The organism is Lysinibacillus parviboronicapiens (assembly GCF_003049575.1).
Lineage (GTDB): Bacteria > Bacillota > Bacilli > Bacillales_A > Planococcaceae > Lysinibacillus > Lysinibacillus parviboronicapiens.
The window spans coordinates 13,141-25,060 of record NZ_PYWI01000011.1 but is presented as its reverse complement, the minus strand read 5'-3'; the positions used below and the strand labels follow the sequence as shown (position 1 = coordinate 25,060).

At 37.3% G+C, this 11,920-nt stretch carries 12 protein-coding genes and 1 pseudogene; 6 read left to right on the top strand and 7 right to left on the bottom strand.

Annotation, left to right across the window (positions count from 1 at the left end; translation table 11 throughout):
• Positions 1–282 precede the first annotated feature (282 nt).
• Together vrrA and C9J35_RS11070 are read left to right on the top strand one after the other, a co-directional pair.
• A complete protein-coding gene (vrrA, locus tag C9J35_RS11075; RefSeq protein ID WP_054768197.1) occupies positions 283–834 on the top strand; it encodes a VrrA/YqfQ family protein in 552 nt (183 codons plus the stop codon).
• A 190-nt stretch (positions 835–1,024) separates the two neighbouring features.
• On the top strand, positions 1,025–1,993 hold the full coding sequence (locus C9J35_RS11070; RefSeq protein ID WP_107924560.1) for a 4-hydroxy-3-methylbut-2-enyl diphosphate reductase: 969 nt from the start codon (positions 1,025–1,027) through the stop codon (positions 1,991–1,993).
• 140 nt (positions 1,994–2,133) lie between these two features.
• On the opposite strand, the gene C9J35_RS11065 is transcribed toward C9J35_RS11070, so the two are convergent.
• Complete coding sequence (locus C9J35_RS11065) at positions 2,134–2,835, bottom strand: response regulator (protein WP_107924559.1); 702 nt, start codon at positions 2,833–2,835, stop codon at positions 2,134–2,136.
• 60 nt (positions 2,836–2,895) lie between these two features.
• Entirely contained in the window at positions 2,896–4,476 is a 1,581-nt protein-coding gene (locus tag C9J35_RS11060; RefSeq protein WP_235616285.1) for an ATP-binding protein, read from the bottom strand.
• 111 nt (positions 4,477–4,587) lie between these two features.
• Between C9J35_RS11060 and C9J35_RS11055 the strand changes: the two genes are divergently transcribed.
• The 4 genes from C9J35_RS11055 to C9J35_RS11040 all read left to right on the top strand — a co-directional run bounded on the left by C9J35_RS11055 (position 4,588) and on the right by C9J35_RS11040 (position 8,433).
• The gene (locus C9J35_RS11055) at positions 4,588–5,637 is read left to right on the top strand and encodes a TRAP transporter substrate-binding protein (RefSeq protein ID WP_107924557.1); all 1,050 of its coding nucleotides are present in this window, start codon (positions 4,588–4,590) and stop codon (positions 5,635–5,637) included.
• 263 nt (positions 5,638–5,900) lie between these two features.
• A complete protein-coding gene (locus C9J35_RS11050; protein ID WP_107924556.1) occupies positions 5,901–7,163 on the top strand; it encodes a dicarboxylate/amino acid:cation symporter in 1,263 nt (420 codons plus the stop codon).
• A gap of 484 nt (positions 7,164–7,647) precedes the next feature.
• On the top strand, positions 7,648–8,184 hold the full coding sequence (locus tag C9J35_RS11045) for a tubby C-terminal domain-like protein (protein WP_107924555.1): 537 nt from the start codon (positions 7,648–7,650) through the stop codon (positions 8,182–8,184).
• A 51-nt stretch (positions 8,185–8,235) separates the two neighbouring features.
• Positions 8,236–8,433 (top strand): YwbE family protein, encoded by a 198-nt coding sequence (locus tag C9J35_RS11040; RefSeq protein ID WP_107924554.1) that lies wholly within the window; start codon positions 8,236–8,238, stop codon positions 8,431–8,433.
• Positions 8,434–8,713: 280 nt separating this feature from the next.
• On the opposite strand, the pseudogene C9J35_RS11035 reads toward C9J35_RS11040, so the two are convergent.
• The 5 genes and pseudogenes from C9J35_RS11035 to C9J35_RS11015 form a co-directional block, all read right to left on the bottom strand.
• A pseudogene (locus tag C9J35_RS11035) lies at positions 8,714–9,608 on the bottom strand (PhzF family phenazine biosynthesis isomerase).
• Positions 9,609–9,668: 60 nt separating this feature from the next.
• A complete protein-coding gene (gene lepB, locus C9J35_RS11030) occupies positions 9,669–10,244 on the bottom strand; it encodes a signal peptidase I (RefSeq protein ID WP_107924553.1) in 576 nt (191 codons plus the stop codon).
• Between the two features lie 168 nt (positions 10,245–10,412).
• The gene (locus C9J35_RS11025; protein WP_054768195.1) at positions 10,413–10,949 is read right to left on the bottom strand and encodes an NADPH-dependent FMN reductase; all 537 of its coding nucleotides are present in this window, start codon (positions 10,947–10,949) and stop codon (positions 10,413–10,415) included.
• Between the two features lie 373 nt (positions 10,950–11,322).
• Complete coding sequence (locus C9J35_RS11020) at positions 11,323–11,571, bottom strand: DUF2164 domain-containing protein (protein WP_107924552.1); 249 nt, start codon at positions 11,569–11,571, stop codon at positions 11,323–11,325.
• Between the two features lie 111 nt (positions 11,572–11,682).
• Positions 11,683–11,907: a hypothetical protein gene (locus C9J35_RS11015; protein WP_107924551.1), complete on the bottom strand. Its 225-nt coding sequence runs from the start codon at positions 11,905–11,907 to the stop codon at positions 11,683–11,685.
• Positions 11,908–11,920 lie beyond the last annotated feature (13 nt).

The window sequence follows — 11,920 nt, the reverse complement described above, 5'->3', positions numbered from 1 at the left end:
AAAGGTCCACTTCTTTCATTGACAATACCTACCACGTTAAGTTCATGTATGATTGCTACGTGTTTAAGACATTTCATGTACAGATGCAGCCACTTCTTCAATACTCCCTCCAAGTCAACACATCACATACATCGCGTTCCTGACGCATGAACTGTGGAAATGAAAACATGACGTTCTATCGTGACTTTAAGTGCATTTGTCGAACGCTAATTTAAGTATCTGCATATCATATCTATAATCAGGTATGTCATCAATGATAAACTTGTATGAAAGGAGATTAACATGGTATTTCGACCACCTTATCCGTTTCAAATGTATCCCGGCGGCATGGGGATGCCCATGCAAATGCCAATGCAAATGCCTACCCCTACACCAATGTCACCACAATCCTTTTATCCACCCGGAAGCTTCCCTGCACAACCAAGAATTCCTGGTGGCTTTCAACCACGAGTTCCAGGTGGCTTTCCAATGTCTAATGGGATAGGGTCTTTTGGAGGGCAAATGCCAACGCCACCTGTGCAAGAGCCTTCAAAAATAGGCTCATTTTTACAATCAGCAAATAGTTTGTTTAACTCTGCCAAAACGTATACCCCTTATATTCAGCAAGCAATGCCAATGGTGAAAAACATCCCTTCCCTTTTAAAATTGTATAAAGGGTTTCAGGGCCTTCCTGCTACTGGTGCAGTTGCAGGGGCAGGAGCTGTTGCAGCCGAGGCAGCCGCTAGCGATTCCGTAAGTACGTCAAGAAGTAGGCGTTCTTCACAACAAAATACACCATTAACACCACGTGAACCGCTTCCTTCCAAACCACGTATTTTCCAGCCACCTATGTAATTTGGTAGAGTGAATAACTTTTGCACATTAGCAATGATACAGCAGCATATTTGAATATCGTTTGTTATGTAGATACCGATTCACTGTCTTGATGCAATTGCGTCAAGACTTAATTGACAGAACGTTTCTTTGTATTCGCTGTGGCTGTCCGTTATAATGTAGATACGTAAGCTTGAAAGGAGTCACAACCATGCAAGTATTAAAAATTAATCCACGTGGCTATTGCTACGGCGTTGTTGATGCGATGGTCATCGCACGTAACGCCGCACTAGATAAATCATTACCAAGACCTATCTACATTTTAGGGATGATCGTACACAATAAACATGTCACTGATGCCTTTGAAGAGGATGGTATCATCACATTAGACGGCGACAATCGCTTAGAGATTATTGAACAAGTTGAAACAGGCACTGTTATTTTCACAGCGCATGGTGTTTCACCTGAAATTCGTGAGATCGCGAAGCGTAAAGGCTTAGTATCCATTGATGCCACATGCCCTGACGTAACTGTTACACACGATTTAATTCGCGAAAAATCAGCTGAAGGCTACGATATTATTTATATTGGTAAAAAGGGGCATCCCGAACCAGAAGGTGCAATTGGCGTTGCACCAGAACACGTCCATTTAGTTCAGTCGTCCACTGATGTTGACTCGTTAAACTTAACAAATGATAAATTACTTGTAACGAACCAAACAACAATGAGTCAGTGGGATGTTGCTCATTTAATGGATAGTTTAAAAGAAAAATTTCCTCATATAGAAGTGCATAAAGAAATTTGTTTAGCTACGCAGGTACGTCAAGAGGCCGTTGCGAAACAAGCAGGGGAAGCCGATTTACTAATTGTTGTTGGGGACCCAAAATCAAATAACTCAAATCGTTTGACGCAAGTGTCAGTTGAGATTGCTGGTACACCATCTTATCGTATCGCAGACGTTTCTGAACTAAAAATCGACTGGTTAAAAGGCATTAATACCGTAGCAGTTACTGCTGGAGCCTCTACGCCAACACCGATTGTAAAAGAGGTTATTACATTCCTTGAGCAATACGATAATCAGGACGAAACAACACATACTATCAATCGTACAGTCACACTTGACAAAATCTTACCAAAAATCAAAACGCCAAAGCCTGTAGAAAAAATTATGCCCTACTAAAATTCTTCAGGTGATGTACTAAATCTTAAAAGAAGCTGTCTAAAAAGTGAGAGAACATACTTTTTAGACAGCTTTCCTTTTAGAAAAAGTAATTTCACTAAAAATTGTCATCATAACGACAGTTGAGACAACTCCGATTACTATTTACTAAAGTAATAATTTATAGGCCGACCGATGCCTCCATAATGCACATCCATCGTTATTTCTTGTTGTTTCTCTAAATAATCTAAATAACGTCTTGCCGTTACGCGGGCGATACCAACGCCACTCGCAACTTCTTCTGCTGAAGCCCCATCCACTGATTGTAAATAATGGACAACCTTTTCAAGGGTCGTCCGATTAAAACCCTTTGGCAAATTCTTTTCGTAGTTGATGACATTTGCCTGCACGCTCTCTTCATTGCCCCCATGGTAATGGAATAATTGGTCGAGCTCCCCTTGTGTGAACTCCCGTTCCGTCTGCATTTTCTTCTTAAATCGCTTATAATTCTCAAGTGTCCCTTGTACTCGCTCAAACGAAAAAGGTTTCATAATATAATCAAAGACACCGAGATGCAGTACCTGTTTCACCGTCTCCATGTCATTGGCTGCTGTTACGGTAATGATATCGACTTGCATTTTAAGTTCCCGAATTTTATGCAAGCTAGTAATTCCATCCTGCTCTGGCATGAAAATATCCATAAATACTAAATCTGGCTTGAGGGTACTAATTTGCTCTACCCCTGTAACACCATTTGCCGCTTGGCCAATTACCTCAAATCCCTCAACCTTTTCAATAAATTGGCGATTGACCTCGCGTACCATGGGATCATCTTCAATTAATAGTACTCTTATAAGTGTCACTGTCAGTCCACCCTTCAAAATATAGCGCTGGCGCTTCGCTTTCTTACTAAAATCTGTTGCTTAATGCAGATAAAATGTTAATAAAAAACTTGTTCCTTTATTGGGTTCACTTATGACTTCAATATCACCATGTCCTTTTTGAACAATTTCTTTTATCAAATAGAGTCCAATGCCCCTGCCCTTTTTTTCCTTTGTCGAAAAACCATTATCAAAAATATGGGCTTTTACTTCTTCTGACATGCCAACGCCATTATCCGTTACTAATATCGCAAGCACATCGTCTTCCTCATCAACTGAAACATGCACAATTTTTTCTCCAACTGGCATGTCTTTTAAGGCATCAAAGGCATTTTCTATTAAGTTTCCAAATAAAATAACGAAATCATGATGATCTAAATTTTTCGGAAATGTTGAGAGATGGCTTGCTCGATCAATTTCCAATGTAATCCCTTGCTCCTTCGCATAGGAAATTTTACTAAGCAGCAGGCCAGAAATATTTTCGTTTTTAATACGTTCATTTAGAAAATTGGTAATTTCATCATGTTCTTCCTTCACTTGTGTTAGATAGGAAAGCGCCTGTGCATGATGGCCAAGCTGTAAAAGCCCTGCAATGGTATGCAATTTATTTTTATGCTCATGTGTTTGCACACGCAGAGCCTGAACGAACGCCCTAACACCCGTTAATTCCTCTGCGAGCTGTTTCACTTCCGTACGGTCTTTAAACATAGCTACAGCACCAACAGTGTCTCCGTTTACCTGTATTGGAATTCGATTACTCATAATACTATGATTATTAATATAGAGCTCACGATTGTAGATAGGACGATCTAATGCTAAAATTTCAGGCAATCGTGTATCTGGTAACACCTCAAAAATTTTCTTACCAATGAGCGTCACCGGTCGTTCCGATACCCCTAAAATCTCACAGGCTTTTTCATTGAAAATTGTAATTGTCAAATCATTATCAATGGCAATAATTCCTTCATGCATAGCGTTAAATGTTTCAGTTCGTTCCACATACATTTTGGCAATTTCATGTGGCTCTAATCCAAACATTTGTTTTTTCATGTGAAGCCCTAACGTATGCGCGCCCCAGGCACTAAATAACAATGACAATAGGATGGTAATGAATAGCTCTTTTTGGATAGACTGAAGCAACTCAGTGACAGTCAAAACACTATAACCCACCACAACTACCCCAACTTGGTGACCCTCATTGCTCATAATGGGGACGAAAGCACGTACCATCTCTCCATGTTGTCCATGTGCAATTGATGTATAATAATGTTCAGAAAATGCAGCATTTAAATCACCCGATTGGGAGATTCTACCGATTTCTTCCGCACTTGGATGCGAATATTTGCGTCTTTGCATATCGAGCACAACAATATACTGCGCTCCATTTATATCACGAATTTCTTCCACAACAGGATTAATATGCTGTGTCGCTTTCACAAAATCATCATGGACAATATAAGTTTTTAATTCTGGTAACTGCGATACTGTTTTTGCTACAAGTAATGCCTGATTTTCAAGCTTATCTTTCTGCTCATTCATAACAAATCCTAACAAAAAAGTACCACCTATACTAAAGGAAACAATGAGTATAAAAAAAGTAAGAGACATGATTTTTCTCTTCATTGATAACTTATGAAATTTCAAGATCATCGCCTCCTATCACTATATTTTAGCTTACTCCATATGTTAGAATAACAAAAACATAGGAAAATACGAATCAATTGGGTGTAATATATGAAAAAATTTATTATTGGAACAATAGCAACCGCAATATTGTTAACAATTTCCATAGGCATACAGCAAGGCTTACTTTTTGCAAAACCACTCCCCTATGACGATGAACAAAAGGGCTTGGATACACAAATCACCATTCATTTAAGTCATGTCGTTGCAGAAAATACACCGAAAGGACAAGCAGCCAGTAAATTTGCTGAGCTCGTGCAGGAAAAAACAAATGGTGAGGTCAGGGTACATGTTTATCCAAATGCCTCGCTTTTTAATGATGAAAATGAGTTTAATGCAGTTCAAAATGGTGAAGTTGAAATGATTATCCCTACTTTTTCAAAGATGACATCTTATGTACAAGATTGGCAAGTGCTCGATCTTCCCTACCTTTTTAAAACAGATGATGAAGTGAAACAAGTACTAACAGGCTCAATTGGTAAGCAATTATTAGAAGAGCTTGAGCCCTATCATGTAAAAGGTCTTGGTTTTTGGCATAATGGCTTCAAACATTTAACTGCAGTCGAGCAACCTATTCATAGCTATGAAGATTTACAAGGTTTACGCGTACGTACCATGCCTAGCAAAACACTTGAAAAACAATTTGAGGCAGTTGGTGCTACCCCTGTCCCTATTTCTTTTAGTGAGGTCTTTACGGATTTAGAAACACACGCCATTGATGCTCAAGAAAATACGGCATCCAATATTTACTCGAAAGGTTTTTACAAAGTGCAACAACATATGACTTTAACAAAGCATGGCATTTTAGGTTACGCAGTTTTAATCAACAGTAAATTTTGGAAATCGCTTCCTCCAAAAATTCAAAAGCAAATTGAGGAAGCTATGGAGGAAACGACGGAATGGCAATTCGAACAAGCTGTTCTCATGAATGAAATCGATTTACACAAACTTGAGCAACAGGATGACTTTGATATTTATGTTATGAGCGAACAGGAACGGAAACGTTTTAAAGAAAAACTATCCCCCGTCTATGACCATTACCGCAAAAATAATGAAAACGTTCATGTACTCACTGAAATTCAAAAAATTGTTACTCCTTAATACTTTTGTTCATTAATGAAAAAACCTCACTTTTTTAGTGGGGTTTTTTCTTGTGTATTATAATAGTTCACTAAAACACTATCTACTATAAAACAGCTCTAAAATCTTGCTATTCCTTGTTTTCCTTAGACATCACCAAAAATGAACAAAATGAACAATAGAAACTTTTCGGTCATAAAAACTATTGTCGGAAAATTTCAGCTATGATAACCACATGAAAACGTTCACAAAATATTCATCGACTTTTTAAGGGGGAGAGTTTAATGCGTATTAATTTTAAAAATTTAACTGTACAAGTACTGATTGCCATCGTGCTCGGTATTATTGTCGGTGCTGTGTTCCCAGAATTCGGCGCTAGCTTAAAAATATTAGCAGATATTTTCATCAAATTAATTAAAATGTTAATTGCACCTATTATTTTCTTAACCGTTGTTATTGGAATTGGTAGTATGGGTGACGTTAAAAAGGTTGGTAAAATCGGTGGGAAGGCACTTATTTATTTTGAAATTGTGTCTACATTTGCACTAGCAATTGGTTTACTCGTTGTCAATATTGTGCAACCTGGGAAAGGCTTTAATACAGAAGCTGCAAATGGTGCTGATGTATCACAATATACTGAGCAGGCGGCTGCTGCAGAGCATGGCATTGGCGCATTTATCATGCAAATTATCCCTGATAATGTTGTTGGGGCACTTGCAAATGGGGAATTATTACCGGTGTTATTCTCTGCTGTATTATTTGGTTTAGCGGCTGCTGCGATTGGCGAACCAGCTAAACCAGTCATTAAGTTTTTTGAACAAGTAGCAGATATCTTCTTTAAAATCGTCAATATGGTGATGAAAATCTCACCAATTGGCGCATTCGGTGCTATGAGTTATACAATCGGGAACTTTGGTTTAAAATCACTTGGTAATTTAGGTTTCTTAATGTTATCGGTTTACATTACAATGTTCATATTTATCACTCTTATCATCGGTTTAATTACACGCTACTTCGGCTTTAGTATTTTTAAATTTATTAAATATATTAAAGATGAAATTTTTATCGTCATTGGGACATCCTCTTCTGAATCTGCGCTACCTTCTATGATGCGTAAATTAGAAAACTACGGCTGTTCTAAACAGGTAGTGGGACTTGTTGTACCAACAGGCTATTCCTTTAACTTAGATGGTACATCTATTTACTTATCAATGGCGGCTATTTTTATCGCACAAGCATATGGTGTTGATTTAGATATTTGGCATCAGATTACATTGCTAGCTATTTTAATGCTAACTTCTAAAGGTGCTGCCGGTGTAACAGGTTCAGGATTCATCACACTTGCTGCAACGCTTGCTGCATTCCCAATGATACCTGTCGAGGGCATTGCATTATTAATTGGTGTTGACCGCTTTATGTCAGAAGCACGAGCAGTAACAAACTTAATCGGTAACGGTGTGGCAGCAGTAGTCGTTTCTAAAATGGAAAAAGAGTTTGACCCAGAGCAAGAAAAACGCGCACTTGCAGGTGAAGTAATGGTAAAATGAACCTTCAATCAGCGGGAATATCTTCGTCTCCAACTGATTACTAGCCGAATCAAACAGGCAATTGCGCTCAGTTAATCATGCAAATAGTTCGTTCTCAACTTTCAACATAAGATGTGTTTTCATGACTGTTCATACAATATAAATTGGTATTTCATACAGGCTGTCCAATAGAGCTGTTTTAAGCTTTAGCGGACAGCTATTTTTCAGTAGAAATCGCTCTTTGTGCTCTGCTTTCTTTGTAAGACTTCTAATAGCTCTTTATATTACTACTACTAATTACTATATAAAGAATGACAAAACCTGTTCCAAGAGCACAATTAACTTTTACAAGAGCGCTGACCATGTCTTGATTGCCCTGTTACATGCAACATTCGATTCTACACGCATTTTCACTTCATTTTAAAATGGGCAAAATAAAATGAAAATAATGCGAAACCTCCAGTTTAGGTTACTCGTATATAGTAAATAGATTGGAGGTTTTTTCATGGCTACATTTTCACTTACATATCCTAAATTATTTAATAAAATGGCAAATTTACCGATTGTTAATGAGCACAATGAAACGGTTTGCCTACTGCAAAAAGTTGAACGTTCAACTGTTGGAAAAGTACTTAATACTGCACTCCTCATTGCGACGCAAGATTCACTACCACAACGTTATGAAACATGCACTACTCAAGGGAAGCCACTTTTCCAAGTGCAATCTACGCTATTTCCCAAAGGTGTAAGTCACCAGCTAACTTTGCCTGATGGAAGTATGCTACCGATTCAACGAAAAACTGTACAATTACTGGAATCTTCCTATTCCTTTACGATGGATGGCCTAGTCTTTCGCTTTGAAAAGGACTTTACTTCAACAGCTTATTTATATTGCAATGATGAAAAAATTGCGAGTGCTTGTTTTGTAGAAAATGGCCTTGTACGGGAAGGTATCGTCTATAAACTCTTGCAATCCGACGATACTTTATTTGTGGCATTATTGGCTTCACTTTACCAAACATTATTTGTAGGAAGTAACTAACTTCACTTTATGCTATAATTCAAATCATTCTACAAAGTTAAGAGGTAAAGTATGAACGGACAACATCGAAAAGATATTCACCCCGGTCTTGAGGTCAACATTATTCTCAAAAAAGATCAGCGGTCAGGCGTAAAAACAAAGGGCATTGTGAAGGATTTACTGACAAATTCTCCTTACCATCCACACGGTATCAAGGTTCGCTTAACTGATGGTCAAATTGGCCGTGTTTGTGACATTCTACAAAGATAAAATAGCTGGTTATCTCAAAATGAGATAGCCAGCTATTTTATGTTCTTGTTGGGAACTAGACAGGCTAGAAACATCTTTCTGCTATGGATATAGATTTAAAACAGCAAGTTATGGAAGAAATAAAACATTAATCTTATAGATAATGTCAATCAATTGGCTCTTATAGGTTTATCAAAAGAGAGAGGCTGTCCAACAGATGATGTATTAATCAATTAGGGCAGTCTCTCTTATATTGATTATTAATAAAGGTGGAGATTTGCGCTAGACGCATACTGTGTGCTTAATTCTCAATCTTTACGGTCAACTTTTTCACATACACTGCAGTGCCAGTAATAGAAATGTCTAAATTATTCTCTTTCTGTTTTACATGTACACGTACACGCCCATCTCTACCAAGTTCTTGCCCTTGTTCAACAAGGAGTGTTTTTGGTAATGACATGTTATTATCGATATATTTTGCATAGTAAGCCCCCATAACACCCGATGCAGTGCCTGTCACCACATCTTCAACTGTCCCAGAGAAAGGTGAAGAAAAATGTCTTGCATGCATATCTGCAGTTTCATCGAACGTTTCTAAACAAAACGGATGCAATGATGCTTTAGGCATTTCTTTTAAAATACTTGGAAACGTAGCTGTTTGAGGTACCATCTTTTTGATGGCTGCTAAACTTCGTACAGGAATTAGCAATGTCCAGCCCTGTACTGCCATAAATAATCGGTAAATCTAAATTTAATTCATGCTCTGCTAATCCAATCGCTTTCGCCAACTCTACCCTTGAACCATTGAAGGATTCGAATTGCGGTGCAGCATGTTGCATGGTTATAAAAACATCCCCTGCTCGCTCTTGCAAATGAATAGGTAAAATACCGGCTTTTGTTTCAATTGTGAACATAGATTTATTCTCTAACAAACCATTCGTTTTAAGTGCATAAATCGTTGCCATCGTGGCATGACCGCATAAATTCACCTCGTGTCCAGGCGTGAAATAACGTATGCATAAATCCGCTCTATCTGATTTCATGGCAAAAGCTGTTTCATTAAAGCCAACTTGCTTGGCGATTTCTTGCATTTCTAATTCATTGTAGCTATCAGCTTCTAATACAACGCCAGCTGGATTCCCCTTATTTGGTATCGTGCTAAATGCATCATAATGATGGACGATAATTGTTTTCATAAATCTCACTGCCCCTTCACGGTATTTAATGAAAAATTATAGCATGCCTTTCAAAAAATCTTAATGATCAAAGCGTATATTTTCACGTTTGACAAAAGGCCACAATGTAGAACTTGCTGTTCCCAAAATCGCGTCTTGAGCAATAAAACCAACATTCGGGTCACGACTATCTATACTTCTACGTCGATTATCGCCTAAGACGAAAAAATGCCCTTGTGGTACTGTCATCTCTCCTAATTGCTCTTCTAACGTGAAATCATATGTAAAATCCCCTTTATCTTGTAGGGTCCCTTTATATTTTTTTAAATATGGCTCTTCGTACTTCTCCCCGTTTATATATAAAACGTCATCCTTATAGGCAATTTGATCTCCCGGTAAACCAATAATTCTTTTAATATAATTTAAATCTTTTTTCTCTTCAAATACAATAATGTCAAACCGATTATAGTTCGTTAATCGAGGACCGATTTTATTAATTAATAGTTTTTCCCCATCTTCAAAAGTAGGCATCATCGAAGCACCATCTACAATTACTGGAGAAAGTATGAAATACCGAACACCGATTGTAAAAATTATCGTTAAACCTATTATCTTTGCCCATGCCCATGCTTCATTTTTATTTTTCTTTTTAGTCAAACTTAATACTCCCCCTTAAATAACCATTATCCTATTTTACTTCCAATAATGTATACGCTTTACTAGTGAAAAAGTTTCTATCAGTAAAAATTAAATATTGTTATGAAAAGTACATTAGATAAAAAAAGCAATATGCACATATTATTATGTACATATCGCTTATGGTTATTAGCGAATTGTTTTTAATGCTGTTGCCCATGGAATGACTTGATCTAACATTTGGTTAACTGAATCAGCTTGCACATCTTTTGGCTTAAATACGGAGCCTTTTTCGAAGTCAGTAAATAAAGATAGTGCTGGATGTACACGAACATCTGCTACCAGTAACTCTCCAAGAATGCCACGTAAATGCTCTGCAGCACGTGCCCCACCAACAGAACCATATGAAACAATACCAGCTGCTTTGTTATTCCATTCTTCCCGTAAGTAATCTAATGCATTTTTAAGTGCCCCTGTGATGGAGTGGTTATATTCTTGAACAATGAAAACAAAGCCGTCACACGCAGCAACTCTTTGAGACCATGCAGCTGCCCCAGAAGCATCAGTACCTGGCTCACCTAATAAAGGTAATTTGAATTCTGCAATATCAATAATTTCATATTGTGCATCACGGCGTTTTTCTGCTAATTCCTTTACCCATTGACCTACTTGGGGACTTAAACGACCTTCACGTGTACTTCCTAAAATAATTCCTATTTTCAACATTTCTTTTCCTCCTTCTTGTTCATACGAACTGAAAACGAATAATTTTTTGTAATGCGTAAGCTTGTGCCTTCCTATTCTCCGTAAATTTTAAGGAAAAAAGCTCTCTAAGCCATGGTGCACAGGAATTCATTCCTTTATTCAATATTTACTCATAATTTAATAAAACCTGGAGCTGCAAATATCTCGAATTCGAGATATTTATAAAAAAATATAAATTCCTTATTGTGAATTTACTTTTAATTCTTTTATCTTTAATTCGAGATAAATTTATCATACATTAAACATTATTGTCAATTGTTTCGTTTTGAATTTTTTTACTTTTCTAAACGAAAAAAGACACAACTCTTTGTACAATTGCGTCTCTTCAGGTAATTCATTTTATTTTTATCGGACGTTCTAAAGAAGCTAGTTCATCTTCAATTGTAGAGAGCTGTCTTTCCATTACGTATTTCGCATCAGAAATCGCTGCATTATAAATATGAGGTGCCACATATTCCTTCATAAAATCAAATACTCGTTCAGCCTCAAATTCCGTAATATCCTCGTCACGATTATTATAAAAAAACCTTTGAATGTCAGCTATTATAAGTTCTTGTTGTTCCTTTGTTAAACGGATAAACAACATCACTCTCTCCTCTCTGTACTTTCCCAACATCCCATCACTACAAACTTGCACAATATATTGACAAAAAGACTGAATTACCAAGATTGTATAATCCAGCCTTTTGTTCTTCTATCGTTTACATTCAAATGAATAGCTTGTTGATAAAAAGTTTTTTTCCTTTGAGACAATGGCCTTACCACCATCATTCTCACATTGCTGTGTCATCGTATCTATTTTCTTATCATTCATATTATTGGTCATCAACGTCATGCCGCCCCCAAATACAGCAATCATTAGGCCAATAATAATCCATAACTTACCAGCGTTATTGCCCGCGGGTCGCCTATTTCCCATACTCATTCCCCTC

Coding starts and splice junctions, on each gene's coding strand:
- vrrA (WP_054768197.1), top strand. CDS start 283: ATGGTATTTCGACCACCTTATCCGTTTCAAATGTATCCCGGCGGCATG.
- C9J35_RS11070 (WP_107924560.1), top strand. CDS start 1,025: ATGCAAGTATTAAAAATTAATCCACGTGGCTATTGCTACGGCGTTGTT.
- C9J35_RS11060 (WP_235616285.1), bottom strand. CDS start 4,476: ATGAAGAGAAAAATCATGTCTCTTACTTTTTTTATACTCATTGTTTCC.
- C9J35_RS11055 (WP_107924557.1), top strand. CDS start 4,588: ATGAAAAAATTTATTATTGGAACAATAGCAACCGCAATATTGTTAACA.
- C9J35_RS11050 (WP_107924556.1), top strand. CDS start 5,901: ATGCGTATTAATTTTAAAAATTTAACTGTACAAGTACTGATTGCCATC.
- C9J35_RS11045 (WP_107924555.1), top strand. CDS start 7,648: ATGGCTACATTTTCACTTACATATCCTAAATTATTTAATAAAATGGCA.
- C9J35_RS11040 (WP_107924554.1), top strand. CDS start 8,236: ATGAACGGACAACATCGAAAAGATATTCACCCCGGTCTTGAGGTCAAC.
- C9J35_RS11025 (WP_054768195.1), bottom strand. CDS start 10,949: ATGTTGAAAATAGGAATTATTTTAGGAAGTACACGTGAAGGTCGTTTA.
- C9J35_RS11015 (WP_107924551.1), bottom strand. CDS start 11,907: ATGGGAAATAGGCGACCCGCGGGCAATAACGCTGGTAAGTTATGGATT.